15 protein-coding genes are annotated in these 16,732 nt (G+C 32.8%); 8 read left to right on the top strand and 7 right to left on the bottom strand.

The annotated features are described in order from the left end of the window. Nucleotides 1-3 precede the first annotated feature (3 nt). The 7 genes from AC1XJX_RS06235 to AC1XJX_RS06205 all read right to left on the bottom strand — a co-directional run bounded on the left by AC1XJX_RS06235 (nucleotide 4) and on the right by AC1XJX_RS06205 (nucleotide 8,847). Complete coding sequence (locus tag AC1XJX_RS06235) at nucleotides 4-1,467, bottom strand: sensor histidine kinase (protein WP_482003109.1); 1,464 nt, start codon at nucleotides 1,465-1,467, stop codon at nucleotides 4-6. A gap of 183 nt (nucleotides 1,468-1,650) precedes the next feature. After that, nucleotides 1,651-2,199, bottom strand: coding sequence for a CopD family protein (locus tag AC1XJX_RS06230; protein ID WP_482003108.1), 549 nt, complete (start codon nucleotides 2,197-2,199; stop codon nucleotides 1,651-1,653). Further along, nucleotides 2,199-5,291: a WD40/YVTN/BNR-like repeat-containing protein gene (locus AC1XJX_RS06225; RefSeq protein WP_482003107.1), complete on the bottom strand. Its 3,093-nt coding sequence runs from the start codon at nucleotides 5,289-5,291 to the stop codon at nucleotides 2,199-2,201. The genes AC1XJX_RS06230 and AC1XJX_RS06225 overlap by 1 nt, the downstream gene beginning before the upstream one ends. 49 nt (nucleotides 5,292-5,340) lie before the next feature. After that, nucleotides 5,341-6,693 (bottom strand): MATE family efflux transporter, encoded by a 1,353-nt coding sequence (locus AC1XJX_RS06220; RefSeq protein ID WP_482003106.1) that lies wholly within the window; start codon nucleotides 6,691-6,693, stop codon nucleotides 5,341-5,343. Further along, the gene (hemH, locus tag AC1XJX_RS06215) at nucleotides 6,693-7,739 is read right to left on the bottom strand and encodes a ferrochelatase (RefSeq protein WP_482003105.1); all 1,047 of its coding nucleotides are present in this window, start codon (nucleotides 7,737-7,739) and stop codon (nucleotides 6,693-6,695) included. Before hemH ends, AC1XJX_RS06220 begins: the two co-directional genes overlap by 1 nt. 31 nt (nucleotides 7,740-7,770) lie before the next feature. Continuing rightward, complete coding sequence (locus AC1XJX_RS06210; RefSeq protein WP_482003104.1) at nucleotides 7,771-7,932, bottom strand: hypothetical protein; 162 nt, start codon at nucleotides 7,930-7,932, stop codon at nucleotides 7,771-7,773. A gap of 15 nt (nucleotides 7,933-7,947) precedes the next feature. Next, entirely contained in the window at nucleotides 7,948-8,847 is a 900-nt protein-coding gene (locus AC1XJX_RS06205; RefSeq protein WP_482003103.1) for a helix-turn-helix domain-containing protein, read from the bottom strand. A 189-nt stretch (nucleotides 8,848-9,036) separates the two neighbouring features. Between AC1XJX_RS06205 and hemA the strand changes: the two genes are divergently transcribed. The 8 genes from hemA to hemB all read left to right on the top strand — a co-directional run bounded on the left by hemA (nucleotide 9,037) and on the right by hemB (nucleotide 16,724). Continuing rightward, a complete protein-coding gene (gene hemA, locus AC1XJX_RS06200; RefSeq protein WP_482003102.1) occupies nucleotides 9,037-10,299 on the top strand; it encodes a glutamyl-tRNA reductase in 1,263 nt (420 codons plus the stop codon). Further along, complete coding sequence (gene hemC, locus AC1XJX_RS06195) at nucleotides 10,292-11,869, top strand: hydroxymethylbilane synthase (RefSeq protein WP_482003101.1); 1,578 nt, start codon at nucleotides 10,292-10,294, stop codon at nucleotides 11,867-11,869. Before hemA ends, hemC begins: the two co-directional genes overlap by 8 nt. Nucleotides 11,870-11,938: 69 nt before the next feature. After that, complete coding sequence (gene hemE, locus AC1XJX_RS06190; protein ID WP_482003100.1) at nucleotides 11,939-12,964, top strand: uroporphyrinogen decarboxylase; 1,026 nt, start codon at nucleotides 11,939-11,941, stop codon at nucleotides 12,962-12,964. 155 nt (nucleotides 12,965-13,119) lie between these two features. Further along, nucleotides 13,120-13,878, top strand: a complete 759-nt coding sequence (locus tag AC1XJX_RS06185) for an EI24 domain-containing protein (RefSeq protein ID WP_482003099.1) — start codon at nucleotides 13,120-13,122, stop codon at nucleotides 13,876-13,878. Then, on the top strand, nucleotides 13,868-14,410 hold the full coding sequence (locus tag AC1XJX_RS06180) for a GNAT family N-acetyltransferase (protein WP_482003098.1): 543 nt from the start codon (nucleotides 13,868-13,870) through the stop codon (nucleotides 14,408-14,410). The genes AC1XJX_RS06185 and AC1XJX_RS06180 overlap by 11 nt, the downstream gene beginning before the upstream one ends. Nucleotide 14,411: 1 nt before the next feature. Next, nucleotides 14,412-15,314, top strand: coding sequence for an oxygen-dependent coproporphyrinogen oxidase (hemF, locus tag AC1XJX_RS06175; RefSeq protein WP_482003097.1), 903 nt, complete (start codon nucleotides 14,412-14,414; stop codon nucleotides 15,312-15,314). Between the two features lie 9 nt (nucleotides 15,315-15,323). After that, the gene (locus AC1XJX_RS06170) at nucleotides 15,324-15,710 is read left to right on the top strand and encodes a YchJ family protein (protein WP_482003096.1); all 387 of its coding nucleotides are present in this window, start codon (nucleotides 15,324-15,326) and stop codon (nucleotides 15,708-15,710) included. A 24-nt stretch (nucleotides 15,711-15,734) separates the two neighbouring features. Then, on the top strand, nucleotides 15,735-16,724 hold the full coding sequence (gene hemB / locus AC1XJX_RS06165; protein WP_482003095.1) for a porphobilinogen synthase: 990 nt from the start codon (nucleotides 15,735-15,737) through the stop codon (nucleotides 16,722-16,724). Nucleotides 16,725-16,732 lie beyond the last annotated feature (8 nt).

Genomic DNA, 16,732 nt, shown 5'->3' with positions numbered 1-16,732 from the left:
AGCTTAATCATTTTGTTTTGGAAAGCTTACCTTAAAAGTAGTACCTACATCTTTTTGAGAATTAAAAGATATGGTGCCTTTATAAGTTTCTACTATATTTTTTACCATCGCCAACCCTAGCCCCATACCACTTGTTTTAGTAGTAAACTTGGGCTCGAATACCTTTGAGACATTTTCCTCAGAAATACCAGAACCATTATCAGCTATGGTGATTATAACATTTTTAGCATCACTATCAACATTAACATTTAGTATGGGTGTACGATTATCTGGAATAGACTGGATGCCATTTTTTACTAAATTAGTAACTACTCGTATAAGTTGGGTTCTATCAAATTTTGCTATAATCTCATCGTTTTCAGCAGTAAAAACTAAATAATCCTCATTAAAAATATCGAGGGCTAATTTTACAATTTTAACCACATCCAAAGTTTCATTTTGTTGTGCTGGCATTTTAGCAAAATTAGAGAATGCAGATGCTATAGAACTCATGGTATCTATTTGCTGGATGAGTGTTTTACTATATTCATCCACTTTTAAATGGATGTTTTCATCTTCAGGATTAAACTTCCGTTGAAAATTTTGAACCGTTAATCGCATGGGCGTTAATGGATTTTTAATTTCGTGGGCTACTTGTTTTGCCATTTCTCTCCATGCTTGTTCACGCTCACTTCGAGCTAATTGAACAGCACTTTCTTCCAACTCATCAATCATACTATTATAAGAGTGAACCAAAGTCAAAATCTCTTCACTAGTCGTATCTACTTCAATTTTTTGATTGCGTTTTTCTAACCTTGTAGTATTAATTTTATCACTAATTGTTTTTAAAGACTGCGTAATGTATTTAGATAGTAAAAAGGCAATAGAAATGGCCATTAATAATACAAACATGAATGCAAAACCAATACGTTTCAAAAACTCTTCTAGTTCTTTTGCTAAAAAATCGTCTTTTTCTAAATAAGGTAGATTTAAAATAGCTAATGACTTGGATTTTTGATCTGAAATAATAGTGTAAGATGATTGAAATGTTTCGCCATTTTCTGTATGTTTATCTACATATCTATGAATAGCTGTGTTTGTGATAGCGTTTAAAATTTCTGCAGATATACATTTATCTGCTACATTATTTTGAAAGCCTGCTTTTGAAGAGATTAGTAAATTCCCATCTAAATCGTAAAGATTAATTTGCAGTTTATGGATGTCTGCAATGTTATAAATTTCTTCTTTAAAAATTATGGAGATATTCTCTGTTTTAACTTCCCAAGTATTTTGCCTACCATTTAAAACACGTCTAAAATGTGTTTGAATATTTTCTTCTTTACGCTCTAAACGCTCTTTATGATAATCTTCACTTTGTTCTTTGTATTGATAGATTGCTACCGCTGAAATAAGTATAGAAGCCAATAATACTAAAAATATCATGGCTAAAAATATACGCGTACGTAGGGATAGTTTTTTTAAGTTCATCTAGAATAATAATCGAATAAATATAACAATAATCGAACCAAAGACACCCATGATTATTAAAAGTTTACTACGATAGCTTGCGTTAAGGATAGCAATGGAAATCCTTTTTTAGAGGTACGAAAAAAAAGATTATAATGTATAGCCTGACCCGATAGGGAAACGCCCTACTTACCGAGACCTTTTTTAAGCCTCAGGATTTTTATCTCTTACATTTTTATAAAGCTTAAACCCTAGCATGATTAATACACCTAAAACCACAATACCTATAACGCCCCAAACCCAATTGATGGCGCTTTTTAAGATAACTAAAAACACGACTGCAAATAGTATAAAGGTAGCGCCTTCGTTCCAAATTCGCATAAAATTGGATGTTTTTTTTACTACATCGTTTTGTAATTGCTTATAATATTGATGGGTTTTTAACTGATAAATTATAAGCAAAATAACAAAGCCTAATTTTACATGCATCCAAGGTTGTTGCAGCCAATAGGGTTGTAATATAAGTAGCCATACAGCAAAAATAGTTGCTAAAATTGCTGATGGCCACGTAATAATGAACCAGAGGCGTTTTGCCATTAACTTGAGCTGTTTGCCCAAAATTTCTTTATCTGGTGATGGTTTATGAAAGGCTTCTATTTGATATACAAATAAACGCGGTATGTAAAACAGCCCTGAAAACCAGGTTATTACAAAAATTAGATGAAACGATTTTATATAATTGTAATATTCCATTAATCTTTAACAAACAAATAATTTAATTGTTTATTGTTAAAGGCCTCATTAAATGCCGTTATCTCATCATTTATCAAGGTATTAAAAGTATCTAATTGTTCTTTAATTTTACTTGAAAGCTCATCTTTAACAACTATATCTTGCTGGGTTGGTGCAAAATCTCCCATACCTACTAAAGAGTTTAAATGCCCTAATTTATTTGTTAAACGTATTGGGAAGTTTAATGGGTCTTGACCACTACGATTTTTTGTTTGATATAAAGCTTCTTCTATTTTAGTGAAAGCTTCTTTTAATATTTTTGCTTTTTCTATTAGCTCTTTTACAGTTTCATTGTCTTTATATTGTACTTCAAAAGCTATAAGTTGCTCATTAATATTTCTGATTTTTTTGATAGATTTATGGGCATCATCCATTGTTTTATTAACGTCTTTTATAAAATCAAATTGACGTTGCATATCTGTTAAAGTACTCTCAGCTCTAGGATCAGCTACAATGTTAAATGTTTGCGGGATAGCTGTTCCATTTACATTTAAATGAACTTTATAAGTTCCTGGAATGGCTTTTGGTCCGTCTAAACTTGCCCACCATAAAATCATGCCATCTAACATTTCGGCTCCATCGTAAGCCATATCCCAAACAAACTGATTCATACCTTTTTTTACAGTGAGTTTGTCTTTCTTTTTGTTTTTTGTTGAAAAGGTTTTAATACTATCACCTTTGGTATCAAAATAAGTTAATGAAACCTCATCTTTTTTCTCATCAAAACTATCTAAATTGAAGTAAGTAATAACGCCATTTGGATGGTTAGCGCCTTCCGTTTTACTTCCTTTACGGCTACCACCTCTCATTCGGTAAGTATCTTTTGGTTTAAATAATTTGTTTGCTTCTGAGTTTGAAGCATACAATTGATGAAGTACTGTTAAATCATCAATAATCCAAAGACTTCTCCCCTGTGTTGCCACGATTAGATTGTTATCTTTTATAGCTAAATCTGTAATTGGTACTATGGGAAGGTTTAATTGAAAAGGTTTCCAATTATTTCCATCATCAAAAGAGATATACATACCAGTTTCTGTCCCAGCATACAACAACCCTTTTTGCTTCGGATCTTCTCTTAAAACTCTTGTGAAATGTTCTGGGTTGATGCCATTGGTTATTTTTTTCCAAGTTTTACCGTAGTCTGTTGTTTTATATAAGTACGGATTAAAATCACCTGTTTTATATTTTGTTCCTGCTACGTAACAGGTTCCTGCTTCAAAAGCGCTAGGTTCTATACTATTAATCATCATCCATTCTGGCATCCCTTTAGGGGTTACATTCTCCCAATTTCCACCACCATCTTTAGTTACATGAATTAACCCATCATCGCTTCCAACCCAAAGCAACCCTTCTGTAATGGGAGACTCCTGTGCAGCAAAAATAGTACAGTAATATTCTACAGACGTGTTATCTTGTGTAATGGGTCCTCCTGATGATTTTAGTTTTTCTGGATCATTTCGGGTTAAATCTGGACTCACAACTTTCCACGATTGTCCTTCATTTTCTGTTACATGAACATGTTGTGAAAATGTATATAATCGATTTGGATTGTGTTTTGAAAATACAATAGGAAAATTCCATTGGAAACGGTATTTCATTCCTTCTGCTCCATGACCCATAGGATTATCTGGCCATACATTGATAGCTCTTACCGTTCCTTTTTTATGATTAACACGAGTTAAAAACCCATCGTAACTTCCTCCGTAAACAATATCATTATCTTCTGGATCTACGGCAATATGCGCAGATTCTCCTCCTGCGGTACTTTCCCAATCATCTTCAGAAACTGATCTGCCGTCAGTTCTGTGCGAAATTCTTACTGTAGAGTTATCCTGTTGTGCTGCATAAATACGATATGGAAAATGATTATCTGTAGTTACTCTATAAAACTGAGACGTTGGTTGATTATGGTAAGTACTCCAAGTTTCACCACCATCGTAGGTAACTTGAGCACCACCGTCATCTCCAATTATCATTCGGTTTGAATCTTCTGGTGCTATCCATAAATCATGATGATCTCCATGTGGTGCATTATAGGTACTAAATGATTTTCCGCCATCTGTGCTTTTGTGATAATTCACATTTAAAACATAAACAACATCTACATCTTTAGTATCTGCATAAACTCTGGTATAATACCAGGCACGCTGACGTAATTTACGTTCACTATTTACTTGTGTCCAAGTTTCTCCACCATCATCGCTTCTATATAAACCGCCATTATCTTTGTTTTCAACAATAGCCCAGACACGTTGGTTATTAACCGGTGAAACTGTAACGCCAATAATACCTAAAGTACCTTCAGGGAATCCTTTTTTAGTTGAAATTTCAGTCCACGTTTCGCCTCTATCTGTACTTTTCCAAAGTGCTGAACCATCACCACCAGAACTTAAACTGTATGGTGTGCGCTGAACACGCCATGTAGATGCATATAAAATTCTAGGATTTGTTGGGTCGATTAATAAATCAACAACACCTGAGTTTTCGTTTGAAAATAAAGTCTTTTTCCATGTTTTACCACCATCCATACTTTTATAAACACCTCTATCTTGGGTTGGTTTATAAATATTTCCTAAAACAGCTGCATAAACAATATTATAATCGTTAGGGTCCACTGCTATTCTAGGGACGTGTCTTGAATTTGTTAAACCAGCTGAAGTCCAAGTTTTTCCAGCATCAACACTTTTCCAAATACCATAGCCCGATGACACATTTCCTCTAACTGTTTTTTCTCCTCCTCCAACATATATAACGTTAGGATCACTTTTTGAAACCGTAATAGCACCTGTACTTCCTCCAAAAAAACCATCAGAAATATTGTCCCAATTTCGTCCACCATCTAAAGTTTTCCAAACACCACCTCCAGTAGATCCAAAATAAAAAAGATTAGGATTATTTGGAACACCTGTAACAGCAGCACTTCTTCCTCCTCTAAAAGGACCAACAAGTCTGTATTCTAAAGCATTGTACTGTGATTCGTCAAAAGATTGGGCATTAATTTGTGCTATATTTCCAAATAAAAAAAGGCACAAAACGATTCTGATTAGTCTCATTATTTATGGTTATTAAGTTAGTTGCTTTAAAAATAAGGATAAAAAATTATTATTCTGAAGTTTGATTTAATTTTAACTTTACTTCACGATGTAAAAAGAATGCTGTAAGTATGGTTGATAAAACATCTGAAATTGGGAACGATATCCAAATACCTAATTCTCCAAAAAAAATAGGCAAAATATACATGAGTGGAATAAAGAATATGGCTTGCCTTGTTAATGTTAATAATAACGCTGGTAATGCTTTACCTATAGCTTGAAAATAAGCTGCACCAATAAGTTGTAAAGCTAAAACTGGTACTGCTGCAAATGCCCAACGCATATTATTAGGCGTTACGCTAATTACTGCTTCATCTGTAGTAAACCATTTGGTTATCATTTCGGGGAAAAGCATTAAACTAATAAAAACTAATGTAGCCAAAATAGTTGCATACTTTATTGCTGTAAAAATTACTTCTTTAACACGTTGATTTTGGTTTGCACCATAATTATATCCTGCAATAGGTATAAAGCCTTGAGTAATACCAAAAACAGGAAACAAGGCAAACATGCTCATTCTACCAACAATGGCATATGCAGTTACAGATGTTTCTCCACCAAAATTGAATAAAGCGTTATTAACTAACAAAAATGTAACACTAATTACAGCTTGTCTTACTAAAGTAACCGAGCCTAAAGCGCTTATTTCTAAGACGATATTTTTATCCAATCCTAAATGAGACCAATTGATTTTCATTTCAGAATTTTTAGATAAAAAATACCAAAAAATGAATAGAAAAGAAACCACATAAGAACCCGTAGTTGCCCAAGCAGCGCCAGCCATTCCTATGTTTAATACATTGATAAAAAGGTAATCGAATACTAAATTCCCAATAGATGGAATAAGCATCGCATACATAGCAAATTTAGGGTTTCCTTCTGCCCGAATAACATTATTTCCCATCATCACAAATCCTAAAACAGGAACGCCGTATAATATGATTTCGTAATAGGTTTTTGCAGGTTCAAAAATAGTGCCTTTACCACCAAAAGCGGGAATTAAAGTGTCAACAAAATAAAGACCAAAAACGGCAAACGTAATAGTGAATAAAAATGTTAACGTAATTTGATTACCAAAAGTTTTAAGTGCTTTTGTGTTATTTTCAGCACCCAAAGCTCGAGAAATTATAGAAGATCCTCCAACACCAATAGCCATACCTAATGCTGCAATAAAAAACGATACCGGTAATACCACATTAATGGCTGCAATGGCTATAGAGCCAATCCATTGGCCAACAAAAATAGTATCAACCAGTATATTTAGCGACATTACTAAAATCCCTATGGAGGCTGGAACTGCTTGTTTTATAAGAAGTGTACTTATAGGTTCGGTTCCTAAACCTTGTGATGGAACTTTAGCCATTAAACAAAAGACGGTTCAACGGTTACCCATTCCTTTATCCATTTTGATAGTAATGCTACCCACTCGTCATCATCATTTAAACATGGTATGGTTGTAAACTCTTTACCACCTACCTCATGAAAAATTTCTTCACCTTCCATAGCAATTTCTTCCAAAGTTTCTAAACAATCACTCACAAATGCGGGTGTTACAATAGCCATGGTTTTAACGCCTTGTTTTCCTAAACGTTCAATAGTTCTATCTGTGTAAGGTTGCAACCATGGATCGAATCCTAAACGTGATTGAAACGAGGTTGAATAAGTTCCTTCCTCAAATTGAAGTTTTTCAGCCACTAAACGAGTTACTTCCTTGCATTGATGTTTATAGCAAAACTCGTGTGCCTCACTTGGAGTTTTACAACAAACACAATCTATTTTATCACTTGGTTTACAGTGTGATTTTGTGATATCGCTTTTACGAATATGTCGTTCCGGAACACCGTGATAAGAAAATAGTAAATGCTCGTAATTTTTACCTTCTAAATATTTTTTTATAGAATTGGAAAGTACTTTTATATAGTCTGGTTTATTATAGAACGCAGGAACTGATTCTATTTTTAAATTTGGAAAATGAAGTACTCGAATTTCTTCAGCTAAAACTGTAATCGTTTCTGTAGTTGCCATAGCAAACTGCGGATATAACGGAAATAATAAAACCTCATCAACGCCTTTATCAACCAATTCTTGAAGCCCTTTTTTAATAGTCATGCTTCCATAACGCATCGCTAAAGCAATTGGACAATCTACTTGTTTTTGTAATTTATGTTGAAGTCTTTCAGAAATTACAATAAGTGGTGAGCCTTCATCCCACCAGATTTTTTTATACGCTTTTGCGGAAGTTTTTGGTCGTGTATTTAAAATAATACCTTTAACAAGTAAGTTTCTTGCCCAAAGTGGTACATCAATCACACGTTCATCCATTAAAAACTCACCTAAATACTTTTTTACATCTTTAGGTTCTGGGCTATCGGGAGAACCTAGGTTAACAAGTAAAATTCCTTTTTTCATTTTTCAATTTTTATTTTTTTTTATTTAAAAACTACTCTTTATTATTTTCTGATTTTTGTTGATGATATAATTTTGGTCGGTCTTCATTATAATCACAATCTTGAAAAATCCCACACGAAACATTCGAACGCACTAAAGATTTTGTTACAAAATTTTTTGATAAGGCTTCAATTTCTGGAGTTAAATATTTCATCGTTTTTATTTTTATTTAATTTAATGACGTAACATATTTTTTGGGTGTGGTGCCGTATTTCTTTTTAAATGCTGCAATAAAATGACTAGCAGTACTGTATCCAACTTTTAAACCAACTTCATTAACATTATCTTCTCCAGATTCTAGTAATTTTCTGGCTACTTCCATCTTATAATCAAACAAAAAACTAAAAACAGAATCTCCATAAATTTGTTTAAAGCCTTCTTTCAGTTTTTTTAATGTTAAACCTATTTCATCAGCTAATTCTTGTAAACTTGGTGGTTCAGCCATACGTGAGATTATAATATCTTTTGCTTTTCTAATTTTAATAACATTCGTTTCATCAATTAAAAAAGGACATTGCTCAATATTAGCATCTTCACTTCTATTAAAATATAAACTTAAAAGTTCGTAAGCTTTACCCTTAAAATACAAGTTTTTAATAGATTGGTTAAGGTTAAAGTTTATTACTTGATTTATAACAATAGCCATAGATGGAGATATAACACCATCTTTATAATATTTTTTATCTTTATTATCATCGCTTAAAAAGGTTATATAACCTGCTTCTTGCGAAAATAATCCATGAAACTTTTTTATGGAAATTAAAACAGAAACTATCCAAGAATTTGGATCTACCTCAAGATTTATTGGTAAATCGCGTTGCGGATTGTAAAGCAATAAAGAATTCTCTTCTAAAACATTTAAAGAGTACCTACCTTCATTAAAAATAAATTTACAGCACCCTTTAACACAAAAATGAAATTGAATAAAATCGCTATCTATTTCTTTAACAACACGTTGTGATTCACTTTGGTCATTCTTATAAGTTAAGACTAAAAAACCATCATCTACTCTTGTTTCTTTAAACGAACTTTCAGCGACATTTTTTCGAGAACTTTCCACGTTATTCATTTTGCTTTTATTTAGATTGATTCTAAATAGAAATGATCTAAACTATTGATTTTACTGCAAAAATATGACTTTTATTATTTATTTTATCAAAAAGAGTTTAAAAAACTTGAAACGATACTAAAAGTTCTTTGAGCGTTATTTTTTTAGAAAGCATCCCTATATTTTTGCCTCATATTTTCGAGTGTAAGTATGGAAAAGTATAATATTTCAAGAAGTAGCTACTTTTATGCCATTGGTTTAAGTTACAAAAAAGCCGATGCAGACATACGCGGGCGCTTTAGTTTGGATGAATCATCTAAACTAGCTTTACTTAACCAAGCTAAAGAAAATAATATTGAAAGCTTAATTGTTACATCAACTTGTAATAGAACCGAAATATACGGTTTTGCACAACACCCTTTTCAACTTATTCATTTACTTTGTAATAATACGCACGGTACTGTTGAAGAATTTCAAAAAGTAGCATACATATATAAAAACAACGATGCCATAGCACATATGTTTAGAGTGGGTTCTGGATTAGACAGTCAAATTCTAGGTGATTTTGAAATTATTAGTCAGTTAAAAACAAGTGCTCGAATTTCAAAAAAACACAATTTACTTAATCATTTCACCGAACGTTTAATTAATGCCGTTATTCAGGCAAGTAAACGCATAAAAAATGAAACTGAAATTTCTTCCGGAGTTACCTCTGTTTCCTTTGCTTCTGTGCAATATATTTTCAACACTGTTGAAGATATTTCAAACAAAAATATTTTGCTATTTGGCACAGGAAAAATTGGAAGAAACACTTGCGAAAACCTAGTAAAACATACCAAAAATAAACATATCACTTTAATTAATAGAACCAAAGATAAAGCAGAACAAATTGCTGGAAAATTTAATTTAGTGGTTAAAGATTATTCTAATTTACAAGAAGAAATCAGTAAATCGGATATCTTAATTGTAGCTACTGGTGCACAACAACCAACCATAGATAAGCATCTCATTCAAACTAAAAAAAACTTACTAATCTTAGATTTATCTATTCCTAAAAACGTGAATGAAAATGTTGAGAATTTAGAGAAAGTAACCTTAGTTCATCTAGATGATTTATCTAAAATAACGGATCAAACTTTAGAATCTAGAAAAAAACATATTCCGCTTGCTGAGGCTATTATTGAAGAAGTTAAAACAGAGTTTAATAGCTGGCTCGAAACCAGAAAATTTGCGCCAACTATTAAAGCTCTAAAACATAAATTAAATGATTTTGCAATAGCAGAATTAGAAACTCAACGTAAAAAAATGAGTGATTTTAATGAAGCACAAGCCGAATTAATTACAAATAATATCATACAAAAAATTACAAACCATTTCGCACATCATTTAAAAGATGATAGCTTTTCTACAGACGAAAGTCTAGAACTTATTAAAAAAGTGTTCCAATTAGAACCTTCACCAAAAAATGTCTAAAGTCATAAGAATTGGTACACGCGATAGTGAATTAGCACTGTGGCAAGCCAAAATAGTACAAAGTCAACTCGAAAATTTAGGTCATAAAACCACATTAGTTCCAGTAAAATCTACTGGTGATTTAGTTTTAGAAAAACCGCTATACGAATTAGGAATTACAGGCATTTTTACACGTACTCTTGATATTGCTATGTTAAATAACGATATTGATATAGCAGTTCACTCTTTAAAAGATGTTCCAACTGTTTTACCAAAAGGAATTGTACAGGCTGCAGTTTTAAAGCGTGGAAATGTAAATGACACTTTAGTTTTTAAAAATAACGAAGAGTTTTTAAGCTCAAAAAATGCCACTATTGCAACAGGGAGTTTACGCCGTCGTGCACAGTGGTTAAATAGGTTCCCTACGCACACCATTGTAGATTTAAGAGGCAATATGAATTCTCGTTTACAAAAACTAGAAGATAATGAAAACTGGAACGGTGCTATTTTAGCTGCTGCTGGTATTGGTAGAATAGGAATAAGACCAGAAGAAGCAGTTAATTTGGATTGGATGATTCCTGCGCCAGCACAAGGCGCCATCATGATTACGGCTTTAGAAGAAGATAATTTTGTTAGAACTGCTTGTGCTGAATTAAACCATGAAGAAACCGAAATCTGCACCACTATTGAACGTGAATTTCTAAATAAGTTAGAAGGTGGTTGTACAGCACCAATTGGCGCATTAGCATACATCAAAAATGAAGAAATTAATTTTAAAGGGGTTTTATTAAGCACCGATGGTTCTAAAAGAATTGATGTTACACGTGTTAAAAAACTAGGAGAACATCATGATATGGCACAGTTTTGTGCTGATTTTATAATTGAGCGTGGCGGAAAACGTTTAATGGATGCTATCAAGCACAGTTACAGGAAAACGAATGTGTTTTCAACAAAATCCTTCACTGAAGATCAACGTTTATTATTTAATGAAAAAGTAGCTCCTGAGAGTAGTGATTTTATCAAAATAAGTTTGAATCGTATTCATCCGCGTTTCTTAAAAAACGAAATTCAAAATGTAGTGATTACGAGTAAAAATGCGGTTGAATCGTTAATTACTAACTATTCAGCAATCGAATTACAGTTCAAAAATATTTACTGTGTAGGAAGAAGAACCAAACGTCTGGTAGAAGATCGTATTGGGAAGGTCAAACATTTTGAAAAAAATGCTGAAGCACTAGCTAAATATTTAGTTGAATACCTTGAAGGTACTGAGGTTACTTACTTTTGCAGTGATATCAGACTAGATGCTTTACCTACTATTCTATCTGAGAATAATATAAAAGTAAATGAAGTTGAAGCCTACCAAACAAAATTTGATGGCTTTAAAATTGATGAATCTGTAGAAGTGGTTATGTTTTACAGTCCATCAACTGTTGAAAGTTTTGTTGAAAAAAATAAAGGTGAAATTATTGCTTTTTGTATTGGGGAAACAACAGCTAACGAAGCTAGAAAACACTTTAATGATGTAAGAATTGCAAAAGTACCTACGGTAGAAAGTGTGATTGAATTGGTGAACGAATATTATGTATAATGGTTACTTGTTAATGGCTATTGGTTAATAGAACTAAAAACCATTAACAAGTAACTAATAATCAAAGAAATGATTAAAAACGATTTATTTTTAAGAGCATTAAAAGGAGAAACTGTTAATCGTCCTCCAGTTTGGATGATGCGCCAAGCAGGACGTTATTTACCAGAATTCATGGCAATAAAGGAAAAATACGATTTCTTTACGCGTTGCCAAACACCAGAATTAGCCAGTGAAATTACAATACAACCTATCCGTCGATACGGTATGGATGCTGCCATATTATTCAGTGATATTTTGGTTATCCCTCAAGCTATGAATATTGAGGTGCAAATGAAACCAAATTTTGGCCCCTATTTACCAAACCCTATTCGCTCTCAAAAAGACGTTGACAATGTTATTGTACCGGATGTAAAAGAAGCTTTAAATTACGTTTACGAAGCTATAAAGGTTACCAAAGAAAAACTTAACGATGAAATTCCTTTAATAGGATTTGCAGGATCCCCTTGGACAATTTTATGCTACTGTGTTCAAGGTCAAGGTAGTAAAAACTTTGATAAGGCCAAAGAATTTTGTTTTACTAACCCTATTGCTGCTCATCAATTACTTCAAAAAATAACAGATACGACCATTGCTTACTTAAAAGAAAAAGTAAAAGCAGGCGTTAATGCCGTTCAAGTTTTCGATTCTTGGGGAGGTATGTTATCGCCTGTAGATTATCAAGAATTTTCATGGCAATACATACAACAAATAATCAATGCATTAAAAGATGATGCTCCTGTAATTGCATTTGGTAAAGGTTGTTGGTTTGCTCTTGGCGAGATGGCAAAATCTGGCGCTTCGGCTTTAGGTGTAGACTGGACTTGTTCTGCCAGAAACGCAAGATACTTAACTGGAGGCAATATTACTCTACAAGGTAATTTTGATCCATCAAGGTTGTTATCGACTCCTGCAGAAATAAAAAAAATGGTTCTCCAAATGATAAACGACTTTGGGAAAGATAAATACATCGTCAACCTTGGTCATGGTATTTTACCAAACATACCTTTAAACCATGCCAAAGCGTTTATTGATGCTGTTAAAGAATACGGGAATTAAAATATTGTGGACGTTACCTGTTTTTTTGTGTAACATTGAGTTTTAAAAATCTACTTATAGTTACAAAAAAAAGGTTGGGCTTTCGGCAGTTGCTTCCCGATAAAAATCGGGAGAGTTTCAACAAATGCCTCAATTCCTAACGCAAAAGCAACTATATGATTAAAAATATCATTTCAGGAATTAAAGCATATTTTGGAGCCTTTAGTTTAATATCAAAACTAAAACTCTGGAAGTATTTTGTAATTCCAATGATAATTAGTTTGTTAACAGCAGTTTCTGTTTTTGCTTCAGCCTATGCATTTTCAGATAATATTGTAAATTATATAACAAGTATTTTTCCTAGTTGGAATAATTATTCCTTGTTAAAAACAACATTTCAAATTATCTCAGGTTTAATCATTATCGTAATTGGTCTTATTCTTTACAAACATATCATAATGGCTCTATCGGCACCATTTATGAGTCCCGTTTCAGAAAAAATTGAAGCACATTTAACGGGTATTCCTGCAAATTCAATAAGAGACACTACTTTTTTAGAACAACTTTGGCGCGGTTTAAAAGTGAATGGCAGAAATTTATTGATGGAGCTCCTTTTAACACTTCCTATTTTATTATTAAAATTAATTCCTGTTATCAATATTTTTTCAACCATATTACTATTTTTATTGCAAGCATACTATGCAGGTTTTGGTAATATGGATTATACTTTAGAGCGCCATTTTAAATACAAAGAGAGTGTATTGTTTGTTAAAAAACATCGCGGATTAGCTGTTGGAAACGGTATTATTTTTATCCTCTTTTTGTTTATCCCCGTTTTTGGTGTTATTTTGGTATTACCACTTTCAGTAACCGCTGCAACACTAAAAACTGTTGATGCGCTTCAATTAGAAAAAAACTCACCTCATGCAACTTAACTTTAATTCGTACAAAATAGAACCTATTAAAATTGAAGACGCTTGGAGTATTTGCGACTTTGTTAATGCTAATGAAATCGGATTAAAACGTTTTTTTCCTTTAACTTTAAAAGAAAACCTAACACCCGAACTAGCTAAAATTTTTGCTCAAAAAAAGATAAAAGAGTTCAATCTTAAAGAAGAATTTTTATTCATCATAAAAGAGCAAAAAACGAATCAACTCATTGGATTAATTTATTTAAAAAAGTTAGATTGGACAAAAAAGGAAGGTGAATTGGCTTATTGTATCAGTTACCCTTTTGAGGGTAAAGGCATTACCACAAACGCCGTAAAAGTTTTATCGGATTATGTTTTCAAAAATCTCAATTTAAAAACTCTTCAAATAATCGTTCACCAAAGTAATATCCATAGTGTAAAAGTTGCTGAAAACTGTAATTTCAATTGGATTAAAACACTTAAAAATGAACATACGCCACCAGGAGAAAAGCCTTTAGATATGGAGTTATATGAATTGTATCATGAAATAAAATAAAATGAAAGATAAATTTTTTAAATATATACACGAATTACAAGACGCCATTACTTCAAAACTAGAAGTTGTAGATGGTAAAGCAAAATTTAAAGAAGATCTTTGGGAACGACCAGAAGGTGGTGGAGGCAGAACGCGAGTGATAGAAAATGGGAATATTTTTGAAAAAGGAGGTGTTAATATTTCTGGTGTACATGGTAAATTACCAAAATCGATGCAAGCTTATTTTAAGGTTGGTGATGTCGATTTTTTTGCTTGTGGTTTAAGCTTAGTAATTCACCCTAAAAACCCTATGGTCCCTACAGTACATGCTAATTGGCGCTATTTTGAAATGTACGATGAAAACGGAAATATTATAGATAGTTGGTTTGGTGGTGGACAAGATTTAACGCCTTATTACCTTTTTGAAGAAGATGCAAAGCATTTTCATCAAACTTGTAAAACGGCTTGCGATAAGCACAATAAAGAGTTCTATCCAACTTATAAAAAACGTTGTGATGAGTATTTTTATAACACCCACAGAAATGAAGGCAGAGGTGTTGGCGGTTTATTTTTTGATTATTGTAAAGCTTCAGAAACCATGACCATTGATAGATGGTTCAACTTTGTTACCGAGGTTGGAAATAGCTTCCTAGAGGCTTATGTGCCTATTGTTGAAAAACGTAAAGAGTTAGACTACACAAACGAACAACAAAACTGGCAAGAAATCCGACGTGGTCGCTACGTAGAATTTAATTTAGTACACGATAAAGGCACCCTTTTTGGTTTAAAAACAAATGGTCGTATAGAAAGTATTTTAATGAGTTTACCACCACATGTACAGTGGGTTTACGACCACCATCCCGAAGAAGGAAGTGAAGAAGAAAAACTAATCGAAGTATTAAAAAATCCTGTTGATTGGGTTTAAAATAATAATATGAATTGTTACTGCGGAAGTTTAAAAACCTTTATCAATTGTTGCGAAAAAGTACATAAAAATTTAGCTGAAGCTAAAACAGCTGAACAACTCATGCGTTCTAGGTATAGTGCTTTTGTAGTAGCTAATGGCGATTATTTAATGGCTAGCCATCATACGAAAACACGCTCGTTAAAAGAGAAAAAATCTATTGTTTCATGGGCAAAATCTGTGCAATGGATAAAATTAGAAATACTAAAAACTACCAAAGGAACTCTAAACGATTCCGAAGGCACTGTAACATTTAATGCTTATTTTTATGAGGGCGGAAACGTAGAGATAATTCATGAAAAATCAGCATTTATAAAAGAAGATAGTAATTGGAAATATCTGGGATTAAGTAAATAAGCATATAAACAAAAATATATCAGTATGTACCCACTAAGAAGAAATAGAAGATTGAGAACTAATGAAGCTATTCGCTCTTTGGTTCGTGAGACTATCATAACACCAAATGATTTTTTAGTCCCTCTTTTTGTTGTTGAAGGCAAAGGTATAAAAGATGAAATTACATCTATGCCTAACTACTTTCGTTATAGCTTAGATTTATTAGAAGGAGAGGTTAAAGAACTTTGGAAACTAGGTTTAAAATCGGTGTTACTTTTCGTAAAAGTACCAAATAACCTAAAAGACAATAAAGGAAAAGAAGCTTTAAACCCAAACGGACTCATGCAACGCGCTATTAAAACGGTAAAAAACGCTTGCCCAGATATGCTAGTTATGACTGATGTGGCATTAGATCCCTATTCTTCTTATGGACACGATGGCATCATTGAAAACGGACAAATAGCAAATGATATTACTTCAGATATTTTAGCAGAAATGAGTATTTCTCATGCTCAAGCTGGCGCCAATTTTGTAGCGCCTAGTGATATGATGGATGGTCGTATTCTAACCATTCGCGAGGCTTTAGAACATGAAGGCTTTATCAACACCGGCATTATGAGCTATTCTGCTAAATATGCATCGGCATTTTATGGGCCTTTTCGTAATGCGTTAGATTCTGCTCCTGTAAATTTAATTGATATTCCCAAAGACAAAAAAACATATCAAATGGATTATGCTAACCGTTTTGAAGCCATTAAAGAAACTCAAATGGATATCGATGAAGGTGCTGATATTGTGATGGTAAAACCTGGTTTATGCTATTTAGATATTGTACGAGAAATTAAAAATGCGGTAGATGTTCCTGTTGCAGTTTATCAAGTATCTGGCGAATATGCCATGCTAAAAGCAGCCGCTGAAAAAGGTTGGCTAGAACATGACGCCGTAATGATGGAACAAGTTACAGCCATTAAACGTGCTGGAGCAGATATCATTGCTAGTTATTTCGCTAAGGATGTTGTAAAATTAATTTCGTAATTTCACTT

This window comes from Flaviramulus sp. (assembly GCF_982512915.1).
This window is presented reverse-complemented; position numbering and strand designations above follow the sequence as displayed.